24 protein-coding genes are annotated in these 26541 nt (G+C 58.0%); 3 read left to right on the top strand and 21 right to left on the bottom strand.

Features of this window, described 5'->3' with window-relative positions:
• Positions 1 to 75: 75 nt before the first annotated feature.
• From ACIQUH_RS12240 to ACIQUH_RS12220, 5 genes are all read right to left on the bottom strand, one after another.
• On the bottom strand, positions 76 to 1122 hold the full coding sequence (locus tag ACIQUH_RS12240) for an isopenicillin N synthase family dioxygenase (RefSeq protein ID WP_400815267.1): 1047 nt from the start codon (positions 1120 to 1122) through the stop codon (positions 76 to 78).
• A gap of 34 nt (positions 1123 to 1156) precedes the next feature.
• A complete protein-coding gene (locus ACIQUH_RS12235) occupies positions 1157 to 1345 on the bottom strand; it encodes a hypothetical protein (protein ID WP_107327886.1) in 189 nt (62 codons plus the stop codon).
• Positions 1346 to 1659: 314 nt separating this feature from the next.
• The gene (locus tag ACIQUH_RS12230) at positions 1660 to 2742 is read right to left on the bottom strand and encodes an amino acid ABC transporter permease (protein WP_400815264.1); all 1083 of its coding nucleotides are present in this window, start codon (positions 2740 to 2742) and stop codon (positions 1660 to 1662) included.
• Positions 2739 to 3923, bottom strand: a complete 1185-nt coding sequence (locus ACIQUH_RS12225) for an amino acid ABC transporter permease (RefSeq protein WP_400815262.1) — start codon at positions 3921 to 3923, stop codon at positions 2739 to 2741. The genes ACIQUH_RS12230 and ACIQUH_RS12225 overlap by 4 nt, the downstream gene beginning before the upstream one ends.
• A gap of 18 nt (positions 3924 to 3941) precedes the next feature.
• Positions 3942 to 4973 (bottom strand): amino acid ABC transporter substrate-binding protein, encoded by a 1032-nt coding sequence (locus ACIQUH_RS12220; RefSeq protein WP_400815260.1) that lies wholly within the window; start codon positions 4971 to 4973, stop codon positions 3942 to 3944.
• Positions 4974 to 5341: 368 nt separating this feature from the next.
• On the opposite strand from ACIQUH_RS12220, the gene ACIQUH_RS12215 reads away from it, so the two are divergent.
• From ACIQUH_RS12215 to ACIQUH_RS12205, 3 genes are all read left to right on the top strand, one after another.
• Positions 5342 to 7381, top strand: coding sequence for a DUF4034 domain-containing protein (locus tag ACIQUH_RS12215; protein ID WP_400815258.1), 2040 nt, complete (start codon positions 5342 to 5344; stop codon positions 7379 to 7381).
• 38 nt (positions 7382 to 7419) lie between these two features.
• A complete protein-coding gene (locus tag ACIQUH_RS12210) occupies positions 7420 to 9267 on the top strand; it encodes a M48 family metalloprotease (RefSeq protein WP_400815255.1) in 1848 nt (615 codons plus the stop codon).
• A gap of 69 nt (positions 9268 to 9336) precedes the next feature.
• Positions 9337 to 10041, top strand: a complete 705-nt coding sequence (locus ACIQUH_RS12205) for a hypothetical protein (RefSeq protein WP_400815253.1) — start codon at positions 9337 to 9339, stop codon at positions 10039 to 10041.
• Positions 10042 to 10084: 43 nt separating this feature from the next.
• On the opposite strand, the gene ACIQUH_RS12200 is transcribed toward ACIQUH_RS12205, so the two are convergent.
• From ACIQUH_RS12200 to ACIQUH_RS12125, 16 genes are all read right to left on the bottom strand, one after another.
• Positions 10085 to 10699 (bottom strand): hypothetical protein, encoded by a 615-nt coding sequence (locus ACIQUH_RS12200; protein ID WP_400815251.1) that lies wholly within the window; start codon positions 10697 to 10699, stop codon positions 10085 to 10087.
• 19 nt (positions 10700 to 10718) lie between these two features.
• On the bottom strand, positions 10719 to 11060 hold the full coding sequence (locus tag ACIQUH_RS12195) for a hypothetical protein (protein ID WP_400815249.1): 342 nt from the start codon (positions 11058 to 11060) through the stop codon (positions 10719 to 10721).
• Between the two features lie 94 nt (positions 11061 to 11154).
• On the bottom strand, positions 11155 to 11637 hold the full coding sequence (locus tag ACIQUH_RS12190; RefSeq protein WP_400815247.1) for a hypothetical protein: 483 nt from the start codon (positions 11635 to 11637) through the stop codon (positions 11155 to 11157).
• Entirely contained in the window at positions 11634 to 12422 is a 789-nt protein-coding gene (locus ACIQUH_RS12185; protein ID WP_400815244.1) for a hypothetical protein, read from the bottom strand. Before ACIQUH_RS12185 ends, ACIQUH_RS12190 begins: the two co-directional genes overlap by 4 nt.
• On the bottom strand, positions 12419 to 12961 hold the full coding sequence (locus ACIQUH_RS12180) for a hypothetical protein (protein WP_400815242.1): 543 nt from the start codon (positions 12959 to 12961) through the stop codon (positions 12419 to 12421). Before ACIQUH_RS12180 ends, ACIQUH_RS12185 begins: the two co-directional genes overlap by 4 nt.
• A gap of 215 nt (positions 12962 to 13176) precedes the next feature.
• Positions 13177 to 14220, bottom strand: coding sequence for an ABC transporter ATP-binding protein (locus ACIQUH_RS12175; RefSeq protein WP_400815239.1), 1044 nt, complete (start codon positions 14218 to 14220; stop codon positions 13177 to 13179).
• A 15-nt stretch (positions 14221 to 14235) separates the two neighbouring features.
• Positions 14236 to 15078, bottom strand: coding sequence for a carbohydrate ABC transporter permease (locus ACIQUH_RS12170; protein ID WP_174034134.1), 843 nt, complete (start codon positions 15076 to 15078; stop codon positions 14236 to 14238).
• Positions 15068 to 15994, bottom strand: coding sequence for a carbohydrate ABC transporter permease (locus ACIQUH_RS12165; protein WP_400815237.1), 927 nt, complete (start codon positions 15992 to 15994; stop codon positions 15068 to 15070). Before ACIQUH_RS12165 ends, ACIQUH_RS12170 begins: the two co-directional genes overlap by 11 nt.
• A gap of 55 nt (positions 15995 to 16049) precedes the next feature.
• On the bottom strand, positions 16050 to 17309 hold the full coding sequence (locus tag ACIQUH_RS12160) for an ABC transporter substrate-binding protein (RefSeq protein WP_400815234.1): 1260 nt from the start codon (positions 17307 to 17309) through the stop codon (positions 16050 to 16052).
• A gap of 29 nt (positions 17310 to 17338) precedes the next feature.
• Positions 17339 to 18949, bottom strand: coding sequence for an FAD-dependent oxidoreductase (locus tag ACIQUH_RS12155; RefSeq protein ID WP_400815232.1), 1611 nt, complete (start codon positions 18947 to 18949; stop codon positions 17339 to 17341).
• A 1-nt stretch (position 18950) separates the two neighbouring features.
• Positions 18951 to 20009 carry a LacI family DNA-binding transcriptional regulator gene (locus tag ACIQUH_RS12150; RefSeq protein ID WP_400815230.1) on the bottom strand — a complete coding sequence of 353 codons (1059 nt, stop codon included), beginning with the start codon at positions 20007 to 20009 and terminating at the stop codon, positions 18951 to 18953.
• Between the two features lie 395 nt (positions 20010 to 20404).
• Entirely contained in the window at positions 20405 to 21928 is a 1524-nt protein-coding gene (locus tag ACIQUH_RS12145) for an FAD-dependent monooxygenase (RefSeq protein ID WP_400815228.1), read from the bottom strand.
• Between the two features lie 314 nt (positions 21929 to 22242).
• The gene (locus tag ACIQUH_RS12140) at positions 22243 to 22647 is read right to left on the bottom strand and encodes a hypothetical protein (RefSeq protein WP_400815226.1); all 405 of its coding nucleotides are present in this window, start codon (positions 22645 to 22647) and stop codon (positions 22243 to 22245) included.
• 45 nt (positions 22648 to 22692) lie between these two features.
• Positions 22693 to 22911 (bottom strand): hypothetical protein, encoded by a 219-nt coding sequence (locus ACIQUH_RS12135; RefSeq protein WP_400815224.1) that lies wholly within the window; start codon positions 22909 to 22911, stop codon positions 22693 to 22695.
• A gap of 520 nt (positions 22912 to 23431) precedes the next feature.
• Positions 23432 to 24691 carry a hypothetical protein gene (locus ACIQUH_RS12130; RefSeq protein ID WP_400815222.1) on the bottom strand — a complete coding sequence of 420 codons (1260 nt, stop codon included), beginning with the start codon at positions 24689 to 24691 and terminating at the stop codon, positions 23432 to 23434.
• A 9-nt stretch (positions 24692 to 24700) separates the two neighbouring features.
• Positions 24701 to 25309: a hypothetical protein gene (locus tag ACIQUH_RS12125; RefSeq protein WP_400815220.1), complete on the bottom strand. Its 609-nt coding sequence runs from the start codon at positions 25307 to 25309 to the stop codon at positions 24701 to 24703.
• Between the last annotated feature and the right edge of the window lie 1232 nt (positions 25310 to 26541).

Below are 26541 nucleotides of genomic sequence, written 5' to 3'. Positions count from 1 at the left end.
ATCGAAATCAATGCGCCCCATCGAGCCTGTCGCCGGGGATTAAGCGAGCCGAAGTGGTCTCCAACATCGACCGGACTAAGCGGTTTTGTGTTCCGGAGACAGAAGATCGGCGTGGTGCGCGAGCGCGACGTCGGGATGCGAGCGTAAACGGCTCTTGAGGTGGTTCTGCCCAACCTCCCGGAAGATCGGGTTAAGGGGATCAACGGTGATGCCCCGTTCGGAGCGCTTCAGCTCGTCCGGCAAGTCGATGACCGGTATGGTTGCGTCATAGCGGGAGCCGAGGAAAAAGGCGACGGAGAAGCGCTCCACGCCCGCTGGCGGCGCCACGACGTCATGCACATCTGCGCGGACGAAGCCGTTGGTGGCGAGTTCCAGCAATTCACCGGTATTGATGATAAAGGTTCCAGGCACTGGCGGCGCGTCGATCCAGTCTCCCGTTTCGGTGCGCACCCGCAGCCCCGGCGTCGTGTCCTGCAGAAGCACAGTGACAAAGCCGCCATCCTTATGGGCACCAACACCCTGATCGGTCTCGGCGACATCTCGTCCGGGATAGCGGATGATTTTGAGAAGCTGCGTCGGCTGCGGCTCGTAAATCTCGGCAAAGACATTTTCCGACTGCCCGAGGGCGGCGGCAATCGCCTTGAGGAGATCGATGCCGATCCGCGTCACCTCCGCCTGATATCGCAGCAGCAACGGTTTGAGTTCGGGCAAAGCTTCCGGCCATTGATTGGGTCCAAACAGCCGCTTCCATGGCGGCGAGTCCGGACCGATCTTTGCCGGCTCGCCTTCGGTATTGATATCGAGCTGTTCACGCCAGTCCTGCTCGCCCCGCGTCCGCTCCTGACCGGCCCGGTTATAGCCACGGAAATGCGGTGATTTCACCATCTCGATCTTGAGCTTTTCCTCCAGCGGCAGAGCGAAAAAACGTTTCGAGGTCGACAGGACATCTTCAATCAGCCGGGGATCGACACCGTGGCCGGTGAGATAGAAAAAGCCATGGTCATGGAGCACGTTGCGCAGGTCGCTGACAAATTCACTGCGTTCTTCCGGCGAATGAAAACGCGAAAGGTCGAGTGTCGGCAGCAAAGCCGTATTTTCGATGAGGGCGGTTTGAAATACCATGTCAGTTTCCGGCTTTTGGGTGGTTTCTTATTACTCAGGCGGCCAATACCTGCTCGCCGTGCAGATGCGCCCGGATGGCCGACTTCAGCTCCGCGACGCTGGAAAACTGCCGGTTGTCCAGATCGATGACGTGGAATTTGACCGCGATGAAGCGCAGCTTGTCGTTGTTCGGGATAGCAATGCCGACGGGCAGTCCCTGATATTCGATCGTTTGTCTTTGCATTTCGCTTCTCCGCCAATCTGGGCTTTGTGGGTTTGTTCGGTACGGACCGTCTTTCGACGGTGCCCGCATTCAGGGCAGAGAGAGGCGACAACAGGGTCTGGAACGACGGATATGACTTGACGTCGATGCAGGCGAAGCGGATGCAAAGGCCATTTCCGAAGTTCCTTTTTACGATTATTTTCTACAAAAAATATATACTACATTGAGCAATGGAACCACCGATTTTGACGCCAGATCGGAAGAAAAATCTATGCTTCTCCATAATGGCGGGCGTGCGTAGATAATTATCTCAGAAATGCCAGGCTGGGGAATTGTCATTCCCCTTGGGTTGGTCTGTTTCGCAGCAGGCGCTCCAGCCACAGGCTGTATCGGGACGCACCAAAGCAGATCGCGAAGTAGATAAGGGCCACAAGCAGATAGGCTTCGTTGTAAAAGCCGAGCCAGCCCGGATCCGTTGCGGCTGCGCGGGCGGCGTTCAGCAGGTCAAAAACGCCGATAACCGCGAGCAGGGATGTTGCCAGCAGGAAACCGATTGCCAAATTGACCATGCCGGGAATGACGATCCGCAATGCCTGGGGCAGAACGACCAGATGCATTGTCCGCCAGTAACCGATACCCAGCGCAGTGGCCGCCTCCTGCTGGCCGGATGGTATCGCCTGCAGGCCGGCACGCACGACTTCCGCTATATAGGCTGCCCAGAAAAGAGTGATCATGATCATCGCCCGGATCATCTTGTCGAACTGTGCTTCCGGCAGCGCCATGGGCAGAATCAGCATGGCGACATAGAGGATCGCGACCATGGGCGTGCCGCGCATCACCTCGATGTAGACGATCGAAAGGGTACGCAGCCCGCCAAGGCCCGAACGACGGGCGAGCGCCAGAAGGATCGCAATCGGTGTCGCGGCCGCAAAGCAGATGGCCCAGACAAACAGCGTCACCGGCAGCCCGCCCCATTGGTTGGACGGAACTGGAGAGCCGCCCGGACCACCGGTCAAGAGCATCCAGCAAACCAGAGCCGCACCCGGCCAGACGAGCAGCAGTTCCCTGCGCCAGAAGCGCGGGAGAGCGCTGGTGACGAGCAAAGCCATGAGGATCAGAATGACGAGTGCCGGACGCCATTGCAGGTCCGGCGGGTAGAAAGCGAACAGGATGAAACGCAGCTTGGCGGCAATGAAGGCCCAGCAGGCGCCCTCGCGCGCCGCACAATCCGCGGAAGTTCCGCTCCAGGTTGCGTCAAGCAGGGCCCACCGGAACAAGGGCGGCAGAAGCCAGGTCAGTCCTGCCAGTGTCAGAAAAGTGATGGCGCTGTTGGAAAGCGTGCCGAAGAGCCCGTTTCGCAGCTTGCCGAGAGACCCATGAAGCCGATGGGCGGAGATGTTTCCGGCCTGCCTGGTCATCGTGCCGTTCCCTTCAGCGCAACCCTCTTGTTGTATTGGTTCATGAGGGCGGAAACGACCAGATTGATGCCGAGATAGGTGCCGATGAGGATCATGAGGGCCTCCAGCGACTGACCGGTCGTATTGGCGGTTGTGTTGACGATGCTGACGAGATCCGGGTAGCCGATTGCGACCGCCAGGCTGGAATCCTTCGTCAGATCGAGGTAGCTCGACGTGGCGAGCGGGGTTATGACGCGCAGCGCCTGCGGAAGCACGATCAGCCGCATGATCTGTCCATTGTGCAGGCCGAGCGCGCGGGCGGCCTCCCACTGGCCTCGATTGACCGACTGGATGCCAGCCCGGACAATCTCCGCGATTGCGGCGGAGAACTTTACGATCAGACCGGTTAAGAGCGCGGCAAATTCCGGTGTCAGATTATACCCGCCCCGGAGGTTGAAGCCCGCCAATGCGGGCGTTTCAAACGTGAGCTTCGCTCCTGATGCCACGAACGCGGTGGTCGCGGCTGCGAGGATGGCGACTGTGGCTATAGCGATGGTTCGCCCGTTCAGCCGTTTCAAATGGGACAGCAAGACGAGCACAAGGCCAAGGGCAAAGATGATAAATATCACAAGCACCGGTGCGGCGACCGGGAGGCCTTCCGCGGAGACGGCCGGTAGATAAACGCCGCGATTGGTCAGATAGACCGATCCGAGCAAAGCGCCCGCCTGGCGCGGTGCCGGAAACGCCTTGGCGAGCGAAATCCAGAAGAAGAGTTGCAGCAGGAGCGGCGTATTGCGGATCAACTCCACGTACCAGCGCACTAGGGAGGCGAGAAGCAGGTTTCCTGACAGGCCTGCGACGCCCACGGTCACGCCGACAACCGTCGCTAATACGCAGCCGATCAGCGACACTTTCAGCGTGTTGAGCAGCCCCGCCAGCATGGCGCGAAGATATGGATCTCCGGCGGCGAAGGTGATCGGGCTTTCGCCGATTTCGAAGTTCGCCGAACGCCAGAGAAAATCAAAGCCGGGTGAGACGCCGATACGGGCCATCGTCGTCGTGACGTTGATCCCGAGATAGACGAGCAATGCGATAAACGAGGCGATGACCGCCAGTTGAGCGATGGGGCGATGGCCCCACCACATGAGCAGCCGACGATGGATGCCGGGCCTGCGAGGGCCCGGCGTTACGATTGAGGACATCTGTGAAACTCGGTTGTCTCAACGGAAGGGTGGCGAATAAAGCAGGCCACCATCGGTCCAGAGGCGATTGTAACCGCGATCCCAGCCGAGCGGCTTCAGATGCCGGTCGAAGATTTCACCATAGTTGCCGACCGTCTTGATGATGTTATAGGCCCATTTGGGATCAAGGCCGATGGCCTCGCCAAGCGAAGGATCGACGCCGAGGAAGCGCTGGATTGCCGGGTCGGGAGACTTCAGAAACTCATCGACATTCTTGGAGGTAATGCCCCATTCTTCCGCCTGGATGGTGGCGTTGACGGTCCAGTTCACGATTTCCAGCCAGCGGTCGTCACCGCCGGCAATCGCCGGCGCCAACGGCTCCTTCGACAGCCGTTCGGGCAGGACGATATAGTCATCGGGTTTCTTCAACTGGGTGCGCTTGCCGACGAGATCGGAGGAATCCTGGGTGATGGCGTCGACGCGTCCAGACTCCAGAGCCGCGATAAACTGCCCGGTATCTTCGATCGTGACCGGCGTGAATTTCTTGCCGGTCTTGCGGAAGAAGTCGGCAACGTTGAGTTCGCCGGTGGTACCGCTCTGGGCGCCGATCGTGGCGCCGTCGAGATCGGCGGCCTTGGTGACACCAAGATCCTTGCGGACCAGAATACCCTGACCGTCATAGAAAATTGTCGGACCAAAGTGGAAGCCGAGCTTGAAAGCGCGGGTAACGGTTACCGTGACACCGGAAAGCAGGATGTCGAATTCACCGCTCTGCAGCGCCGGCAGACGCTGCTGGGGTGAGGAATTGGTGAATTCGACCTTGTCCGGATTGCCGAAGACGGCGATGGAAAGTGCCCGGCCGTAGTCGATGAAGAAGCCCTGCCAGCGGCCGTTGCTGTCCGGGGAGAAAAAGCCCGGTGTCGTGCCGACCCCGACCTTGATCGTACCGCGCTGATTGATCTTGTCGAGCGTCGGACCGGCATGGGCTGTGCCGGACAGTGTAGCCGAAGCAAGCAGCGCCGCAGCAATGGCCGATCTGATGAAGCCGCCGATAAATCCCTGAGATGACATCTAAAAATGCTCCTGATGAAATGATCAGGTTTACCGCCCACCGATTGATCCCCCGATGGCCGGAACCTGATAGTATAGTAATTTTATGGAATATATAAACGAGGGATCGATTGCCCGAAATTTAAGCTTTTAGAAAAGGCAATTGCTTATTTTTCGAATTGTCGGCACGCAGTTACTCTTGACGGAAGTGATGGCTTCGCGGGGCCCTTTTTCTGCCTCCCGCGTGTCTTTTCCAGGCACGCGTTATGCAGAGGGGAAAGGCCGTCACTTTGTCGGTTATTTCAAGCAGTTGCAAAACCCTTACAACCGGGCCATGAAATGAATTACCTGAAGATTGCCTGTCATTGAACCGTTTCAAGGAATCGTCCATGCCAACTGTCATAAGCTCGCCTGTCTTGTCGCTGGATGGGCCGTTGTGGATTCGCCTGCGCCAGCAGGAGGAATTGCGCAAGGCGATGCTTGAGCGACGTTTCGACGAGGTCGAACGTCTTTTGGCGGAACTGGAAGAGGCGTGGTGGCAGGCCCCCGCCGTTCCGGATGATCGCTACACCTTTCTTGCAACCAGCGCCGCCCTGTTCGACAATGCGTCTGTCGATGCGGCGCTCAGGCTTGAACTGTTGAATGAGTGGGTTCGATCCCACCCTGCCTCCTATCATGCGCAGATGGTTTCCGGTGAATATTACTTTCGCAGAGCCTGCGATATCCGCACGGCGTCGTGGGCATCCGAGGTGGGGGAAGATCAGTGGATCGCCGCCCATATGGCTTGCATCAACGCGGCCGAACATCTTTTGAAGGCGATGGCGCTTTCCCGAAGGCCGGCGGTCGCCTGCGAAACCATGATGCAGATCTGCCAGTATCTCGGCCAGCCGGATTTCGTCGATGCGCTGTTTGATGGCGGACCGGTTCAAAACACCCTGCAGCGGGATGAAGTCGAGCCCGATCTTTACGAGGCGGCTTGCGCCCGGCTTGCAGGGCACGGGCTGAAACCGCCCGGCATCGTCTCCGCAACGCTTCCCGCTTCCGCGCCGCCGGTTGAGGAGGGAGACATCCAAAATCCCGGCTCTTACTGGCTGCGTTATTGCCTGTCGATCAAGCCCGGCTGGGCGGATGTGCTTGCGGATTATGCGCAATATCTGAGTGAGCGGTGGGGCGGTTCGGAAAGCGAGGTCGAAAAATTCGCCTCCGGTCCCCTGTGTTCGCAACTCAGCGCCAGCGACCGCAACGCTGTCCGCTGGCCGGGCGTTCACGATACGCTGACAATTCCTGATTATCCCGAGCCGGGCGATGTTCGCGCCATTGCCGCGCGAGAGAAAAAATTCGAACAATGGTTGTCGCGAGAGCTTCCCGACCGGCTGCGGTTCATTGCTCTCGGCAAATATGCCAATTTCACCCACTATTCCCTGCAGGACACAGAACTGGCGCATCGACGCCATGTCGAATCTGTCCGTTATCTGAAGGAGCCGGGAACATATCCCGGGGTGGACGGGCCGTTCCGGGACTTCACCAATCTGATGTTGATCCACCATGTCGACGATGTGGAAGGCGCCTATGCGCGGGTGCTGCAAACCGCCGTGCGCCGTTTCGATGAACCGACGATGCTGACCATGGCGGCCTTTGCCTGGCAGTTCGGTATGTGGGGCATAAAGGCGGACCCCGTGATCGCCACGCGGTTGATCGACCGGACAGCCGAGCTTGCGCCGCTTTACGAACCGGATGAATTCACGCCGATGCATGCCTGCCGGATGATATGGGACGGTGGCTTTCAGGACGAGTCAGCCTTTCTCACGCGCGCCCTTGCGGAGAGACGTGTCTATGCGGCTTCGGCCAGCATGTATGATATCGTCAGGGGCTTCCGGGACGATGCCAAACCGCATCTGCTTGACGACGGGCAAGCGGATTATTGGCTTGAACGCTCCGTCGAGGAAGGCGAGCCTGTTGCGCTGTACAACTACGCCTGGCGCCTCGAAAATGTTCACAAGATCGATTTGACGATCCGCGAGAATTTCGAACGGGTTCGTGACTATTACTTCCGGGCGATGGAGGGAGGAAAGGACGCTTCCGCGATCCGGATTGCGAGCCTTGACCGGCGTCACGGCGTAGAAGAGGAGAAACAACGCGCCGTTGCGCACATGAAATCCTTCATTGCCCATGAGGACGACCATCTCGCCGGCGAAGCTTACAGTGAAGTTGTGCTGGCGTATAAATATGGTGACGGCGTCCCGAAGAGCGAATTCATCGCCATGCAATGGTTCGATCGCTACAAGGAGCTTTTCCCCGATCATTCTTCGCTCGACTGGATGGAAACGCAGGTTTACGGTTCGAGTGGCTGGCAAATGGCCGGACGGGCGATGCGGGCTTTCTTCGGCAACAAGCTTTCCAGCGACCATCTGCCGCCGAAGAGCCAATGACGAAGCGTCCGCCGCCGCATGAAGGCAGATGGCGAGCCTTGTTTTGGCTCGCTTTCGGCGATGCCGTCCTGTTGGTGTCCGGCGTTGCCCTTGTTTTGTCTCCGCTCTTGCTGGTCGTTTTTCTCAGCTCGCCGCTTCTTCTCGTCATTCTCGCCCTGCCGTCCGTGACTTGGTTCTTCTATGGATTGATGGTGTTGCGCGCCCGTGCAGTGCCGCCGTCACCGCCGATATCGGACGCCATATTGCTGAACCCGGATGATGTTCCGGCACTTGCCGCCGATCTTGAGCGGTTGCGGCTGGCCTGCGACGCGCCGGCCTTTACGGCGGTCTATGTTAACGACGAACTCAATGCGTCCATTTACCAGAAGGGATCGCGGTTCGGTTCTCCGCAACATATTCTGGTGCTTGGCCTGCCGCTGCTGGCCCTGCTGACGCAAGCCCAGGCCGAGGCGGTCATCGCCCATGAATATGCGCATATTTCCCGATCGCACGGCCATTTTGCCCGATGGGCCCATAGGGCGCGGCAGCGCTGGGCGGCGCTCGGCGATCTGCATGAACGAAACCACCGGCTGATTACAGCGCCGCTCCGTTTGTTTTTATCCTGGTACGTGCCTCGCCTGTTGCGCGAGACGCTGGAATTTTCGCGGCGCTGCGAGAGGGTGGCCGATGCGCAAGCCGTCGAAGTCTGCGGTGCCACGGTCGCGCTTGAGGCGGAATTCGCGCTGGCGCTGCGGCAAAGAGCCATGACAGCCGGCTTCTGGCCGGACGTATTTTCGCGTGCCGGGGAGGATGAGATCACCGGGGCCAGCCCCTTCACCCAATTGCTCGCCGAGCCTGCCGCAAGCCACCCGCGCGACGGCGCACAAGCCGCCGTCTGGCTGCATGAAAGCCTGTGCGAAAAGCCAGGCATCCACGATACGCATCCATCCCTTTTCGAACGTGTCGAAACGACCGGTTTTGATCCCTCCGGTCCGCTTCCCGATCATTTGCCCTGGCGTCTCGACGACACGTCGGCGGCCGCGGCCTGGCTGGGGAAACACGCACCCGGCATTGCGGCGCAGCTTGACGTCCACTGGTGTGAAAGCGCCCGGCAAGGATGGGATGATGCCGGGAGCCGGCACTCGCGCCAATATGGCCAGTTCTCGAACCTCCTGCATCGCCGGAAGCAACAGGCATTCGACGCACAGGACTGGTGGCTCCTGGCGCGACTTGCGGAAAAGTTCGATGTCTCCGGTTCCCTTCGTCACGAAGCAATCGAACAGGGATTGCAACAGTCGCCGGATGATCCGGCGCTTCTTGAACTCAAGGCCGGCGATCTCGACAAATGCGGCGACGTGGCCGGTGCAATCGCCCTGTGGCTGCTCATCGATCGTGACCCGTCGGCTTCACCCTATGCGGTGCATCGTCATCTCTGCGAGCTCTGCCTGCGTTCTGGAGACAGGCAGGACGCTGAGCGGCACAGACGCAGCGCCGACGCTTTGTGGGCGGGCGAAGATGCTGCGCAGTTCATCTCCATTGGCAGGTTTGCGCATGGGATGCAGGCTTCGGAACTCGCATTGTTGCAAGGCGCGTTGCAGCCGCTCTTTGCCCATGCGCGCGCGATCTGGCTTTGCTGCGATACGCCGCCGCATGGCCCGGCCCCAACCCGCTGGTTTCTCTATATAGAGGCCTATGACGGCTGGTTCATGCGCTTGATCGGCCGCCTGACGGGTGAGGAAGACCATAGTGCTTCCGCCTGCAAACGGCTGATCGAGCGTTTGTCGCCACGACTGCATATTAACCCGGAAGTCGAATTTATCGGACCGTCCGGGCAAATTCCGGTCCATTGCACGCCCGAAAGTTTGATCGCGCGGGCCGGCCTTGCGCCGATCACCGGCAAGCCTTGAAAGAAACATGTGAAAGAGACCTTCAGGGACCTCGAACGCACGGTCCCACTCCTGTCGAGAGAAGCAGATTTGGCAAAGAGAAGATTGTTCATCGGCCTAAGCCTGATAATCGCGGTTGTCGGAGCTTTATTTCTCGTCCCCGTCTATCCCGAAGTCCCGCCGCAGTTGCGGGAGCCCGTGGTCGCGCTCAATCTTGACACATCCGGCGACCGTCTGCTGCTGCGGACGCAGGGATCGGATTTCGAATTTATATTGCCCCCAAACCGCCTGAAGGAACTCTCCGCGACAGGATTTGACCGACTGCGCTTACTCGGTGGCATACGTGTCTATATCGACACGATCAGGCTGCAATCACCGGACGCCGCGACCACGAAAATCACCGTCATGCTCGGCGGATACGATCCCGCTTTGGGCGAAACAAGAGAAGGAATGTTGCCCGAGGCGCTCAGGAGCGATCTTGAAACTCTTGGCTTCGTGCCCTCCAACGGTAATGTCGTCGGTGATTTCGCAACACCGCTTTATATGGTCTGGAGCGCGGATTTGTCAGGGCGGCAATACCCCGCGAACAGCCGTCAGCCATATGACGGGATGGATCTGCTGACACCGACATTATTCGAGGTGCTGGTATTGGAGGGGAACGATCCGGCGCTGGAACGGAACCGGCAACTCAACTCCATGCTGCGACCACTGATCGCGGTTCGGGAGGGCGTCGAGACCGCAATCTTCGCGTTCTTCATGAAGTTCAGCGGCGCAAACCCGGCTCCCGGCGGATGAGCGGGGTAGCGGCGTTGTCCTGAACATCGGCGGCGATTCCCGCTCAGTCCGGATCACGCTCGATCTCAATCGAAGCGTCGCGTTCCTGAAGGGCGCGGCGCACCTCGGAATGGAGTTCGGCAAGCCGATCCTTCGCTCTCTGATTTTTGGCGAGCAGCGCCATCACCTTGCCGATATCGTGTTGCGATCGTGCGGCTACCCGGTCGATGGCATCCGCCGCCATTGAGACGAGTTGACCAGATGTCAGTGGCAGATGGAGGCCAGTATGAAAAGAAAGGGCGACGTCCTCGTATCGGCTTAGCCCGCTGCTGCTGAATTCGAGAATGCCATCGATCCTTAGCGGGATTGTTTCCTCACCGACGGAGCCAAAAGACAGGCGCTCCGTGAGAAAGTGGACATGCACGCCAAAGAGGCAGATGCTGCCGTCAATGTAACCCGGTTCGGGGTTGAGAGGAAACTCGAAGCTTTTGTCGGACAGCGCGGACAGATCATCGAGGTCAAGATCGATCTGGTCACATCGCAGCAGGGTTTCGTGTGTCTCCGCATCGAATTCGAATGTTGCCAGACCGACGGAAATGGAAGAGAGTCCGGACGGACCGCTTTCAGTGGAATAATATGCGTCCGTCGTCGTGATCGCTGCGGCGGGAAACTTCAGCATTTAAAATGCGCCTCCGATTTTACACGCCATTTCGGGCTTGTACGGTTTGAGTGATGTGCCGCTCCGCGGCAGGATCGTCAGCCATTGCGAGACGAAGATTCCCGATCGGTCCGGTATCAAGGAACGAAGGGTGCGCCCGGATGCCCTCGTCGTCCCGCGATAACACCGTCGCCGATTGCCGGAAATCGCCACGCAAGACAATGGAGGATGCTTCCGGCTTGTCGAGCCAAAGCGACATGTCGGTCTCGGCCGCCCGCGCGGGGCCGACCGCTATCGTTGCCTGGAATATCAGCCCGGCAGCGAGAAAGAGGGGAGAGACCAGACCGATAGTGCGGCGCGTTGCGTTCGTGCGAATTTGCATGCCCTCCGGTTACGGCTTTTCCAACAGGTGACATGCCGATTTCATACTGTCTATCCCAGGTTCAACGCTACACGGCTCCCATAAGCAGTGATTTTTAATCATTGAATCCTGCCCTGCGTCGCGATTCCGCGATCATTGCGCTCAGGCGGTGCTGCAGTTCGGGCGGCTCGAATTCCATCCGCACGCTGCCAAGCGCGTGGCACATTGCGGGCGTGAAGGGCATCCAGGCTCTCAAAAGATCGAGCAGCTCATCGGACATCATGTTCTCCAGGGGGTCGACACCCAACTGGCCGAGAGCCTGTTCGTGATCGGGCATCTTTGCGCGCGCGATAATGGCGAGGGTACGCTTTAACGCGAAATCTCTTGGCTCGTGATGCAGGTTCGTTGACCACCACCATGCATCGACGTCGGCAAGATATGCTGCAATGTAGCTTTCTGCGGTCATCGCTGGCTCGCCTAAAGCAGCCATATCCGGAACCCATGAGGGATCCGATGCAATTTCGGATGGTGAAAACATGCCGAGAGGTGGCGTTTCGGAGCGGTGCGCTTTCAAGCCCGGTTTACGATGGCGTGTCATGGCGAGCGGCCATTTCCCAATTCCGACAGATGCTTGAACGCGCCCACGAACACCTTGGCGTTGGTAATATGCCGCTCGTCCAGCAGATATTCCCTCTTTAGGGTTCGCAGCCTCAGCATCGAAGTCTCGTCGCCGCGATCGGATTGACTGGTAAAATGGAAATCCGTGACGGCATCCAAAGGCAAAACCTTACCCTTGATGCGCAATGCCTTCTGGTCGAGCGCCAGCTTTGGTCCGAACCAGACGCGTTTGCCTGCCTGCAACTGCGCGATTGCTGCCGATAACAGATGGGGTTGGCAGCGATGTTCGAGCAGATCCACAAATAAAGCACTATCATGCCAGATCGGCCATCGGAGCCTGATCGAGGAGCCATTGTCCAGCAACAGGCGGGTGGCGGACCTCCCGACATCGTTCTGCAGACCACGAACCTGATCGAACCTCAGTTGCCGCCGACCGTAACGGAAGCCATCGCGGTTAATGATAAAGGGGCGCGGCGCCGACAGGAAAGCCATGAGCGTCGGCAGATAGTAGACGGTGCCGGCAAGAGCCGCGAAGGCGAAAAAATAGGCGTATCCCATGTTCGGGAAGTTGCGATGTGGAGAATTCAGTTTGGCATTTACGACAACCGCCGCCAAAAAGCCGGCGACCAGAAGGCCACCGACGCTCCACAAGAAAGCGCCGACTGGAAACCGGCGGGAAACACGCATCTCGTCGATGCCCTCGAGGTCCAAGGCATCGTAGCCTCTTTTTATGCCGATGGAGCGTTCGCCGAGGATGGATGTCATGGGTGTCGGGCACCGCCGTGAGCGGCAGGGCCATCGTCGGTGTGTTGCCCGCTGCTCTGCTCATAAAGCTCGCAAAGGCGCATATATTCCCTCGCGGAGCAATTGAAGGTGATGGCCTCGCGCTTGATCTTCCTGTCCAAGGTGCGGACATGCAGCGCCGCTCCCGTGGTAAGACCAAAGCCGCCAAGGCTCACCCATTCGTTTTCGATGATGTCATGCCAGCGCATCAGCGGTTTACCGCGAAACGTCAGCCCTTCCTGTGAAATCACCAGAACGGGCGCGCCAAGCGTGAGCCATTTCGGTAGCGCGCGCAGGCAGAAGAACAGGAAGCCCGCTCCCGCCACGATGAGAAGCAGCCATACCGGCCTGTCGAGCGGTGCACCGGCCGGCGCCTTGCTGAAAATCCGATAGGCAAAATAAAGGGCGACCCCGCAGGTTCCCACCAAGAGGATGCTCAAAAGCGTGAGCTTGACGACAGAGTGATAAATGGCGTGCGGGCTGGATAGCTGGCTACGCATCGTTTTGGAAACATAGGTCACGGCGATTTTTTCCAATTGTGGTCTGTTAACAAGCTATCGCAATGGCTTAGCCGAATATAGCGTAATCGGATGTCATGCGAATAATTGCGATACGGCGTTTGGTTCAGGCGGGCGCGTTGCAAATTTTCCTGTTTGAGGCGTGTTGACGATTTGTGAGGGTGTTCTGCGGGGACACAGTCGTATTCGGTTATCGCACGCCGCCTGTTGCAGCGACGCTAGTTGAGGCGTTGACTGGTCCTGGCATCGAACAAATGGATCGATGTCAGATCCGGCCGAACATGGATGGTCGCGCCCGGCTGCGCCTGCACACGCTCGCGAAAAACACCGATGACCTGATGATCGCCGAGCATCATCGTGACCTGCGTTTCCGACCCCATCGGCTCCACCAATAAAACGGTTGCGGGTAGGCCCTGCTCGGACAGTTCGAAATGTTCCGGGCGGATGCCGTAGATCGCGTCGCCCGAGACGTGGCCGGGCGGAAGGGGCAGGACGACGCCGTCAGCCTCGAAGCCGTCGGCGGTCAGTCGTCCCTTGATGAAATTCATTGCCGGCGAACCGATGAAACCCGCGACGAACGGATTGGCCGGCCGGTCATAAAGCTCGAGCGGTGCCCCGCATTGTTCTACCCGTCCGGCATTCATCACCACGATCTTGTCGGCCATGGTCATGGCTTCCACCTGGTCATGCGTGACATAAACGGTCGTGACGCCGAGGCGCTGGTGCAGCCCCTTGATTTCGCCGCGCATCACGACGCGCAGCTTGGCATCGAGATTGCTGAGCGGTTCGTCGAACAGAAAAACCTGCGGATTGCGGACGATTGCGCGGCCCATGGCGACACGCTGCCGTTGACCGCCGGAAAGCTGGCGGGGGAACCGTTCAAGCAACGGCGTCAGCCCCAATATGTCAGCCGCCCAGCTCACCCGCTCGGCGACCTCCGCCTTGCTGCCGCCGCGATGCTCGAGCGAGAAGGCCATGTTTCGGGCGACGGTCATATGCGGATAAAGAGCGTAGTTCTGGAAGACCATCGCGATGTCGCGGTCTTTGGGCTCGATTTCATTGACGACGCGGCTGCTGATCGAGATGTCGCCGCTGGTCACGGTTTCAAGGCCGGCAATCATCCGGAGCAGGGTGGATTTGCCGCAACCCGAAGGGCCTACCAGCACGACGAATTCGCCATCGGCAATATCGATATCGACGCCATGGATGGTGGCGAGTGCGCCATAGCTTTTCTTGACGGATTTAAGGGTAACGGGTGCCATGGGTCAGCCTTTCGATTAGCCTTTAAGGCCGGTATGGGCGAGGCCTTCGACGAATTGTTTCTGCGCAACGATGAAAACGATGAGGACGGGAATGGCGGTCATCGTCGCAGCGGCAAGCTGGATGTTCCACATCGGCCCGCCATAGGCGTCGGTAAATTGTGTCAGCGCCTGGGGCAGGGTGAACTTGTCGGGGCTGGAGAGAAAGACGATGGGTTCAAGATAAAGGTTCCAGCTGCCGAGAAATGTGAAGATCGCAACGGCGGCCAGCGCCGGGCGGGCAAGCGGCAGGGCGATGGTCCAGAATATCTTGAACCGGCCGAGGCCATCGACCCGCGCGGCCTCCTCCAGTTCCACCGGCAGGGAGATGAAGAACTGGCGCATGATGAAGGTGGCGAAGACCGCCGGCGCGCCGAAGATCGGCACCAGGATCAGCGGCCAGTGTGTGTTGATCATGCCCCATTTGAGAAACATCCGGAACAGCGGAACCAGCGTCACTTCTGATGGGATGAGCAACCCCACCAGCACCACCATGAAGATGGCGTTGGCGAAGGGGAACCTGATGCGCGCAAAGGCATATCCGGCCATCGAAGCCACCGCCATGGTGCCGATGGTGACGATTGCGGCGATATAGGCGGAGTTCCAGTATTGCAGCGCGAAGGGCTGTATTCTGAAAACGTCGGAATAGGAGGAAAAATCAAAGGCGCGCGGCCAGATGTCAGGCGGAAAGGCAAATATCTGGCTGACGGGTTTGACCGACGACGTGACCATCCACCAGGTCGGAAAGACAAAGGGGACAAGCAGCACGCAGAGTGTGAAATAGATCAGCGCCTGCGCGCGTGGGCTGAGTTCAGTTTTCATAGAATACGAACTTTCTGCGCAGGTGCCATTGGATGAAGGTGAGAGCGCCGACAATGACCAGCAGGATGATGGAGAGTGTCGAGCCATAACCGAAGAGGTAGAACTGGAAGGCCTGCTGATAGAGGTAATAAACGAGAACCGTCGTGGAAAAGCCCGGCCCGCCCTGCGTGAGGATCATGATCTGCGCAAAGACCTGCAACGCGCCGACGATGGTGACGATGGAGGCGAGCAGGATCGTCGGGCTGATCATCGGCAGGGTGATGCGATAGAACTGCTTGAATCGCGGCACGCCATCGACGCGCGCGGCTTCGAACAGTTCCCGCGGCACGCCCTGAAGTGCTGCAAGAAACAGGATCATGTTGAGACCGAGATTCTTGAGCGCCTGCACGACGATGACCGAGATCATCGCTGTCGTTGGGTGGCGCAGCCAGTTGGGACCCTCGATGCCGATCATTTGCAGGAGGCCGTTGATGCCGCCATTGTTCTGCAACAAGAAGCTCCATACGATTGTCCAGGCGACCAGCGACACCACCACAGGCGAAAAGAACAGCGTGCGGAACACGGTCATGAAGGCCAGTTTCTGGTTCAGGAGCAACGCAAGCCCCAGCGCCAGACTCATATTGAGCAGGGCGAGCCCGGCCGAGAACACGGCGGTCACGGCCAGCACTTCGCCTATGGCCGGGTCGCCGAGCAGCTTCTGGTAATTGGCAACGCCGGTGAACCGGAACGATCCCGCCAGCACGTTCCACTCATGCAGTGAATACCAGAAGACCAGCACCAGCGGAACGAGCACGAAGACAACGATACCGATGAGTTGCGGTGCTATGAACAGATAACCGGTGGCGGCGTCACGGCGCGCCATGGTCCAGAAGCCGCGCCGGGTCTGTGTTTGCGCCGTTTGGAGGGCAAGCGTCATGGCTTTTCTTCCTTCTGCTTTTCGCATCCACGGAAAATCGGATGATTACCAAGCGTCAATTGGCCGCCAGCAACGGGTCAAGACGGCCGCAAAGCGCTTGCAGGACAGCCGTGACGTCGGCATCGGGACGCCAGAGACCGTCAAGGTCAGCGCGAACGGTCTGTTGCAGCCGGGCAAAATTGAGAACCTGCTGCGTCGACTGGCCCGTGGCGACGCCGCGAATGACCACGGCCTCTATCTGTTCGCGCGACAGCAATGGGTTGGCGGCCGCGAGCACATCGGCGGTGAGCAGGCTCTGCCGTGCCGGCGGGAAAAACCGCGCGAGCTTGGCCACATTAGGCTTTGAGGAGAAAAACGCCAGGAATTCCGCCGCGAGCTTCGGGTTTTTGCCGCTGGCCATGACGCCAATGCCTGCCCGACCCGTAACGGCATAGTCACCTGCAGGTCCTTTAGGCAACGGCACGAGATCCCAGTCGAAGGCCTTGTCGCCTTTCGGCAGCAGCGCCGCGCGGCTGATCTGGGTGGTCGTCATCGCCGCATCCCCGGCAAAAAAGTCGGCAGAAACACCGGGGCCCGGCATGGCTTTTTTCACGAAGATCGCATCGTGGATGAAGCGCATGGCCTCAACCATCGCCGGGCTGGCAAAAGCGCAGGACTTGGTATCCTTCGACCAGGGATAGGCATTCCAGCCGGTATAGACTTCGGCAAGGTTCTCCCAGGCCTTGTATTCGAAATCACGAATGATCAGTCCCTGTTTGCCGGTGGCCGCGACTTTCGCGGCCGTCGCAATGGCATTGTCCCAGTTCCATTCGCCGGCAGCGATCATCTCGGCGGGCGTTTTTGCGCCTGCCGCCCGGATCATGTCGTTGTTGACGAAAACGCCGAAGGGCGATGTCGAGAAGGGATAGAGATATTGTACCCCTTCATACGACCAGGCGGTGAGTGTTGCCGGGGGGAAGTCGCCCATGTCGTAACCTTGCGTATTGGCAAAGGTTTCGGTGAGGGGATAAAGCGCCCCGGCCGCCATGAAGTCAGGTGCGGTCGTGTCGAACAACCAGGCCAGATCGGGAGGGTTGCCGCCGGCGATCTGGGTGGTCAGGGTGGTGGCATAACCTTCGTAGGCAAGCGAATCGTAGCTGATCTTGACGCCGGGATGGCTTGCCTCGAACTCATCGGCGATCTCGTTGAAGAGCGCGAGATGGGCTTCGTTGGCGCTCCAGATCGCCATTCGCAATTCCTGCGACAAAGCCGGCGAAACCAGCCCTGACGTGACCAGAAAACCGGCCACTGCAATTTTGACTATACTCCTGCGCATGAATAATCCTCCCAGATTATACGTTTTGGCTAGTAGCCGCGAATATCAGGCCAATGGCGCTCCACCCCTTGGCGTTCGATGTGGGTGTGGAACTCCGCCAGCCGCTTTTCATCGGCATGCACGCCATGCGGGGTCTCGCCCCTGTCGAGGCAATAGGCGGCCAGCATGCCGGCCACTTCGCCGATGTTCCATTCGACCGGATGCAGCCTGTAACAACCATTGGTGATATGAGTCGTGCCGATATTCTTCGATGCCGCCAGCAGGTTTGTTTTGTGGCGGGGAATAAGGGCGCCGAGCGGAATTTCGAAAGGGCAGGCGCCGACATCGATATAGTTATCGCCGCCCGTCGAGGGGTGCAGGTCGATGCGGTACATGCCGATACCGATACTATCAGGGTAATGCACCGCGCCGCGATCGCCGCGCACCGCAAGCGACAGATCCTGTTCGACCACCGTGGTCAGGGCGCGAATGCGACGGCTTTCACGGATATAGGGCGCCATGGCCAGGCCATGCTCCGTCCCGGTAATGTCGCCGCGCAGGCGCAGACCCGGAAAACCCTGACCACCATCCGGGCGGGGCGCTTCGGTCTGCATCCAGTAGAACATGGAATAGGAGAGGCTTGCCGCATCGGCCAGCCGCTCGGCATATTGTTCGGGAGTGACGTCGATGATCGGCGCCTCGAAATAATCGATCATCGGCCAGTTCACGAGGCAGATATCGCTGGCATAGGCGCCGGGCCGAAATGTATGGCGGGCGGCAATGCGGCGGAATATCCAGAGACTCATATCGCCGGCGCTGTGGCGCTGGTCGGCAACGTCGCGTGTTGCGTTGTCGACCGGGTTGGGATCGAAGAACCGGCGGCTGCGCTCCAGCGTCCGCGGATTGGGCGAGTCCCAGCTCAATAGCGGGCCGCCCCAGAATTCGGGGGCAACCTGACGCCAGTGATCGTATCGGGCGGGTTTGTCGATGACATGATTGCCGTCAACCTGATCGACGGCGAAGCAGATCGATACGGCCTGCTGATTGTGCGGTTGCGCTTCGGCCGGCGCGCTCGGTTCGCCGGTTTCGGATTGCGCTTCGAAACCCGTGACGTATTCGGTTGCGGTCAGCGGCAGCAGATCGCCCAGTTCGGTGGCGTCGATGATATAGCGGGCCGAGCAGGAGATGAGATCGCCCGTATTGCAATGGCGCAACGTTACGGCCCGCACGCTATCGCCGTCGACATCGGCCGCGATCGGCTCATAGGGCTTGAGGATGGTGAGCTTGCCGCCCGCCGCGTAAGGCGCAAGCATTGCTTCCATCACCGCCAGCGAAACGCGTGGTTCGTGGCACAGGCGAGAGACATTGCCGTCACCGGGGTTGAGCGTCAGATCGGCCCGGGCCGCGTCCGTCAGCGGATAGTGGTCGCGGTAATATTGCCGCACGCCTGAGCGCAGGGCGCGATAGCTGGCGGTGATCCCGAACTGTTCCACCCAGCTGTGCTCGTCGGGCGGCACCGCCTGGCTGGTCAGCTGGCCGCCGATCCATTCGAATGCTTCGGTCAGGATAACGCTGCGGCCGTTGCGCAGGGCCCCAAGCGCCGCCGCCACGCCGCCAAGTCCGCCGCCAACCACAAGAATATCTGCATTGTACTCTCTCACGTCAGGTTCTCTTTCCTTGAGTTGGGCCTTGAGTTGGGGAAGCAAGCGTTTCGCCCGCCACGATGTCGCAGCCCAGCAATATCTGTTTTACGGGGCCGGGAGGGCTGGTGAGGGTCTCGACCAGCATGGAAGTCGCCTGCCTGCCCATCTCTTCGCGGGGGATGGCATAGGAGGTGAAGACGCGTTGCGACCGGAGCGTATGGGTTCGTGTGCCGCTGCCCAGCACCACGATGGAAAGATCGGCGGGGACGCTCACCCCCTGGGCCCGGGCATGATTGTCGAAGACCACCGCTTCGGCCACTTCGGCAAAAAAAACGACACTCGCTCCGCTGGCGCGAACGGCGGCCAGCTGCTCGGCCGGATCGCCATTTTCACTTTCGTGGGAATAGACCAGCTCCGCCGTGTCCTTGATCGCGGCCAGAAAACCCAGCCAGCGGTCGCTGATGGATTCAGCCGGACCCGTCGCGCCGATAAACGCGAAGCGCCGATGGCCGGCGACAAGGGCCTCCCGGACAAGAGCATGCGTGGCGGTGACGTAATCCGCGCCAACATAACGCACCGGCCCGCCGGCATCGTCACGGCGGCCGACCGCGACATAGGGATAGTCACCGGCCACCAGTTGGGCCAGCTCATCGCGATCGAACTGGCTGCCCAGAATCAGGCATCCGTCAGCAAGTCGAAGCCGCCCCGTTTCCCCGAAGATACGCTTGCGGCCATTGTCGTCGCGCGCCGCCGCCGTCATCAGCAGAAGGTCGTAGCCAAGCCTCTCCGCTTCCTCCTCGATCCCCATCAAAAAAGGCGTGTAGAAATCGGCCTGCGCGATCGGAAAAGCCGGCTGATAGGTGAAAACACCCAGAATGCGGTTGGCGCCCTTGACCATGCTGCGTGCGACGGGATCCGCCACATAACCGGTATCCCGAATGGCCTTCAGCACACGCTCGCGCGTTTCCGGCGGAATACGGCCTTCAGCGGATTTCGCCTCGTTGAGCACGAGCGAAACCGTCGCCTGGCTGACCCCCGCAAAGATCGCAATGTCCCGTTGCGTCAAGCGCCTAACCATCGAAACCTCATCTCCCGGCATTTGCTAATTCGTATTAGCTGCTTATACGTATAAACAAGGTTTGCGAGAGGATGTCAAGAGTGAGGCGGATCGTTTCATTCATGGTGCCTGTCAGACATTTCCCCGCCATAGGCTGGCTGCCGCCGGCAGCGGCCCCCGTTGTTTTGTCAGCGATTTCTGCCTGATGGGTCCGAGTCCAAATCTCATCGAGACGCGCATTGCCAGGATGACGCAATCACGATCTTTTCGATATCGAAGGATGGAGCGCTGGAATGACGGCTCGCGCCCTTATGCGTCCTTCCAACTCGACCTCTCTTCAAAAGAAAACGGTATCGTGCTGAATTGCCGGCGGCACGTCGCGGAGGGTGCTCCAAACGCCGGGTTTGAGCAAACGATCATGGAGCTCCAAGCCAACACGAAACAGCGCCGATAAAATCAGCCTTATCAAAGCCGCCTTCAGCCACCCATGCCACGATCCCATCGGGCCGCACGAGAATCGCGCTCAACCCCAGCCGCTCCTTCGCATCGACGGCAAGATAGACAAGCCTGTCCTTCCAACCTCCCGCGCATTGGCCAAGCGTCGGCCTCGCCTCGAAATCCAGCAACACCGCCCGGCCACCGCGCAAATACTCGTTCAGCCGCGTCCCGTCCAGAAGCGCAAAATCCGGCGCACTGCGCCCGACAAGCGCGTGACGCCCCCCAAGATCATAATGGAGACCGACACCCCAGACACGCTCGGCAAAATAGGTCGCCCCATCGCGCGTGGCGACAAGATCGCGAATGATGCTTTCCAGCGCCCGCGCGCTGCGGCTTGGCCGCATCAGCGCCACCTGCGCGCGAGACCAGTCGAGAACCTGCGCGGCGATGGGCTGCCGCTCGCGCCCATAGCTGTCGAGCAGACCCTCCGGCGCAGCACCACGAATGACGGAAGCAAGCTTCCAGCCAAGGTTCATGGCGTCGCCAAGCCCGAGATTGAGCCCCTGTCCACCCAGCGGCGAATGAATATGGGCCGCATCCCCGGCCAGCAGCACGCGCCCGCGACGATACTCTTCCGCCATAAAGGCGCGGTCGGTCCAGGTCGTGGCAAGCTCAAGCCGCGTCACCGAAACGTCCGTGCCTGAAACCCTGCGCAGCACCGCTTCAACATGCTCACGCGTGACCGGCGCGCTCCGGTGAAAAGCTCCGCCATCGAAATCAGCCATGCCGATCGTTCCGGGCGGGGAGAACATGTACATGCCCCCGGCGGTATAGTGGCGGCCGGGCGTCAGCACCTCGGCACCGGCCAGCTCCACCTGAACGGAATAGCCGGTAAATTCCGGCTCGGTGCCGGCAAAGCCAATCCCCGCCGCCTTGCGCACCACGCTGCGCGCGCCATCCGCCCCCACCAGCCAGCGCCCACGAAACGCTGCACCGCCCGCCTGAACGGCGACGTCCTCACCGGATTGCGCAAAACCCTCCACGGCAAAACCGCGCCGTATTTCCACGCCCAGGGTTACGGCCCGCGCCGCCAGAACGGCTTCGATACTAGCCATATCGGTGGCAAGGTTGCTCGCCGAACCGGCAAGGTGATAAGGCCAGCGCCCTGTGTCGATCTGGTCGTGAAAAAACTGGATACCCGCGAAATGCCCGGCCGGCCGGCGCTGCTCCTTCATCCAATGCGCCGTCCCGGGCGTCTCGCGGCCGGCCGCCCGCTCCTTGATCGCCTCAAGCAGACCGCGCCGATCAAGGCTCTCGATCGTCGGCACGGTCAGTCCACGCAGCCCAAAGGGAGGTCGCTTCAGCGGTGAATCCGGTTCCGGCGCCGCCTCAAGCACCAGCACGGAGCAACCAGCCAACCTTAACTCGCAGGCGAGAAACAGGCCAACCGGCCCAGCGCCGGCAATCAGCACGTCATGAAGATAAAGAGGGGGTGTATGCACGGTCGGGCTCCTTCAAGTCGATGTTCGACCAGAGCGTTTCTCAAGGCTGAGACCCACACGGACGAACAGATGGATGCACATTGCAATCCTTCGTTCGTCGTGGGGATCTCCGACCAGAGGCCAAAGACCAGAGCTTCCGTTACCAGAAGGACTTGGGCTTACCAAACCAAGTCTGCCTTTTCCGACATGGCTGTTCTAGCGCTGTCGCATTCGCTTTGCAAGAAGGGTCAGCAGGTGCCTTTGCTCATCGCAAAGGCCTGTCTCGGTGCATAAAAGGCATCATGCACTCGCCTCAGATGCGGCCACGCAGCGCCTCACACGCCCTTTATGATATTGCAGATGCCCTCGCGAATGACGTTCTTGTCGGCGATCTGTCCTGCCTGAATATTGAAAACAGCATCGATCCGCACAGCATTGCCTTTCTGCCGTGCCACCACCCGCAACGTCTGAATTCTGCCGCTGCCGCTGGTTTCCTGATGGGCATCGATCGAAGAGAGTGCCTTGTTGATCTGGATACCGGAGAAACCTTCTGCCGCGACGGCCTTGGCAAGCTTTTGAAGCACTGCCGGCGCCTTGGCTTTCGGCAGTTCCTGCCATGATTTGTAAGAGACTGCAGTCACCATCGGCACACCCGAAACGGTGAAGTTCTTCTCGCAGGACGCTGCGAAGGCAGGGCTTGAGAAGGCGATGAGGCCAAGGGCCGCGATAAGAGATTTCATAGGTATGATCCGATTGTTGGTGAAGGTTTTCAGCTGTTGTCCGCGTCAGAACGACGACCTTTTTCCCCTGTAGGTCGCTGGCGGCGGCAGGGCCTCATGGGCCTGCGCCAGCGTTTCCAGCCATATGGCCAGCCCCTCAGGAACGGCTTCATTGCCGGCTTCCAGCGCCTCGATCCATGAGAGTTCGCATTGCAGGGCAGAGGCGATATTGATTGGCGTCCAGCGGATCACCCGCAGGCATTCATTGAATCGATCTGGCGACATGATGATTTGTTATGTTCCCCGTCATTTTCTTTGGCGAAGCTCGCCCAAGCAACTCAAAGAGTCAATCTTTTATGCAACTTTTGATTGGCGCAAGTCTCGCCGCTGGCGGCTTTTTGACCCCTGACTATAGGACAACGCCAGATTGGGGTGAACCCCTCAGGCTGGACCATCGACACGCTTCAAGAGCACACTAGGACATCCGATGTTCAGGCTCGCTCACAAGGCGGCTGTCACCGTGGGCTTACCGTGCAAGCCCTCGGTATCCATCCTCTCATGGCGCGTTTTGTCGAAGACCTGCCGGACGAATTCCGGAAATGGCTTATTGATTTTGGAGATAGCGGATATGTCGTTCGCTATCGTGTTGGCGATGATACTTTGGCGATACTTGCTATATGCCACCAGAAGGAGGCCGGGTTTTAGCGCTCGTCTGGCGGCTTAGGCCATGTTGAAGCATGGTGCGCCTGATGGAAGGCCGCACCACGCTTGTCGTCGCCTGTCGGTTGCATTTTCTCCGCAGTGATCACTCCTTTTCCGGTTCACTGGCACTTGGCAGCAGCGCAGCAAGAACAATTTCGTATTTTTGCTTAAATTCATTTACTTTTACGTTCCCGCCGACAATTGTACGCCGAATGCCTGCCAAATCGCCTTCGTTGAGATTGCGTTCGATTCTTAGGCGTCTGTCTACGAAGAACGCAACAGCGATGCGGGCGGCGATTTCAGGCTTCGTCGCTTCTTCAGGGCTGTCGAGCAACAAAGTTCCAAGTCCGAGGCGTCTACTCATTGCTTCGTAGTTCTCTCGTCCGGTAAGACCAATATATCCACGACCACGAAATTTTACGCCATCGCCAAGTGTGACATTTCCGAGATCCTTTCGGCCCTCATATGAGTTTTTAGCGTAGGCTTCCGCTTCGGTATAATCGGCGTTAAATGTCGGGGCCTCGATAGCTAGCGTTGCCAGGATAACAGCGAGCATTCTCGGATCGGATATCGCAAACTCTTTTATGGCGTTCTGGAAATACCGATAGTCCGTCTCGACATATCTGCCTGCTCTAAACACTTTTTTGAGAAGGTCGGGTGTCACGGCATCCGCGATCGCCGCGATCGTTGCGACCTGGGCGCTGGTCTCAGCTATAGAGAGCGTCTGCAACAGCGGCTTCTCGCTTGATAGGTTCTGTATGGCCGTGACTTGTATCTGGGATAGTTTCAGCAAGCCTTTCACGGTGCCGAGCCTGACGAGGGTTCTGGTTAAATCCGACCTTAGTTTCTCTTTTTCTGGCGCGCCCCCTTCCGCTTCGATCTTGATGCGGATCTGCTGTACGTCAACTTCAAGTTCACGCCGCTCTTTTTCATGTTCCCCTAACTCTTGGGAAGCCTCAGCTTTTGATTCGGCGAGGCGTTGCAATTCCTTCTGTTGGTTTATTTCACGTGTATACCGGTCTTCGGCCCACTCTTTGAGTGGATGACCTTCGATCTGGCGAAGTGCATCCAGCAGTATCGTTCGATCGCCAGACTGTCGGTCTTGCCCAAAAAGAGCATCGAGGTAGGACTTAGCGAGTTCACTGGCATTCTTGACTTTTTCGATGGCAAGCTCTTGTCGGCCTTTTAGATTTTCAAGCTCCAACTGTTGCTTAGCCTTGATTTCCTCCATTTTCAAATCTTGTGCTGATCTGACTATGGCCGCACGTTCGCTATATATGCCATTGATCCAGGTCGATGCGGCCTGACCTGTGGCCACTAGGGTGCCCGCGACGGCGAGCACGGTTGTTACTCTGTCCAACATCGGTTTTCCTCACGTCGTATAGCTGATGGCCGCGTAGTATTTGAGTCCGTAGCTGGCGATAAGGTCAGCTTTGTCGGTGCCGTTGATGATTTTGCGCGCGCCTTTCCAGTCAGCCTTTGCACCACTGAAAAAATCGGCCAATTTATACTTGGTGAATGTCCCCAGCCGCATGCCTTCCAGCAATATATGAGCGGCGGTCGCTGGCTGGAGAACAAGATCTGGTTGAGTAAGGAGCGGCAAATTCAGCCGTTTAGCCCAATCAGAATAGTTTCTACGACCGGTTAGTTGAACAAAGCCCCGTCCATGGAAAAGGACGCCGTCGCCCTCCTGATCGTTCCCGAGTTGTCTGGCAACGTGTGGTCTGCTTCCTTTTGGATCATAGCGGTCATGGAAATATTTATCGCCGCCATATTCATGGATCGGTGCGATTTTTCGGTCTGTTTCATGGTGAGCGGTCGCGAGCGCATAGGCTAACCATCGATCATCATTATTGGCGAAACTTTGGGTCCACAGATTGATTATGGCTTTAAGACCAACCACTTGACCGGCACGTAGCGTCCCGTCAAAAAGATTTAATCGTACTTGGTTAAAGAAAAAACTCTCATTTATATTCGACATAGTATTTTCCTACTTTGAAAAAACTCAGTTAAATAATTTTTTTACATAAAACTATGTAAATTTCTCTATTCACGGTGTTCGTTATTATTGCAGGTGAAGTCGCCATGAAGATCGTCACTGTCGAATTTTTCGTCAGGCCGCGCTCGTTTTTAAGTGCTTTGAAATCCCAGTGCTCGAAAATATTGCTGCCGTTGCTTTCCTCTGGCGCATCCCAATCCTTGGATTCTTAAGTATAAGAATGATAAAATACCAAAATATGTGGTTGGTCTATTTAAAAAAATTGGAGAACGCCCCACGCTATTTCCTAGTTGAGAGAAATTGATCGCATTTTTAAACAGACATTTTTTTATTAAATGATTTCAATTCTGTTGGCGTGGCAACTTTAAAATCCTGTTCCCGTTCATCCTCACCCTTCCCGCGTGTCTTATATTGCAGCTGTTCCGTGATGAACCGTAATATATTCGGTTAATCACGGAACCGGCGTTGATTGTGAGGGAAGACGTCACTCTCATATTCGGAGGCTCGCAGCAACGGACAGACTCCGGCAGGTATAAACTGCTGAAGCGGGGCACTGATAAGTGTCATTCATTCCCATAGGCGGCAATTTTCAGTGCCCCGTTGAAATGCCCATCGAGCTGGAAGGCTGATGGAAAACAGAGATGAAGCTCATAACACGGTCGCAAAACGCGTCGCGTGATAGGAAAGGTGTGTTTGATGGGTCTCTACGAGAAGTATGTCCTTGCCGTTCGGGCGGATACTGCCCTGATGAGGAGAAAGCTGGCACGATCACTTTATGCCAGGACAAAGCTTCAAAATCGGCAGCTTAAGAAGCAATATTTACACAACCAAAAGGAGAGCATTGATTCGTCGGCAGATATGAAGAGGGCGGTTTACACGCGGCCTGAGCGACTTCCGTAAAAATATATTTATATAATAACCCACGCATAAACATATAAAATATGCGCGACAATGAATTATATATGCACAACTGAAGGCGGATGAGAATCCGTTGGTAATCGACTTTTACGGCCTGCAATTTGCGGATTGCGGGACGATTGCGCGTAAATATATGAATTTTATGTTGAATTTGCTGTTTTGACTGGAGGATAGCTATGCGTGGAAACTATACGACTGGGATGAATTTGATTGGAGTTGATTTCAGATTTGAATGGCGATCGATCATAATAACAATATCATGATATTGTTATTATGATCGATCGCCATTCAAATCT

Source organism: Agrobacterium sp. NPDC090283 (genome assembly GCF_044769685.1).
Taxonomy (GTDB): Bacteria; Pseudomonadota; Alphaproteobacteria; order Rhizobiales; family Rhizobiaceae; genus Agrobacterium.
This window is presented reverse-complemented; position numbering and strand designations above follow the sequence as displayed.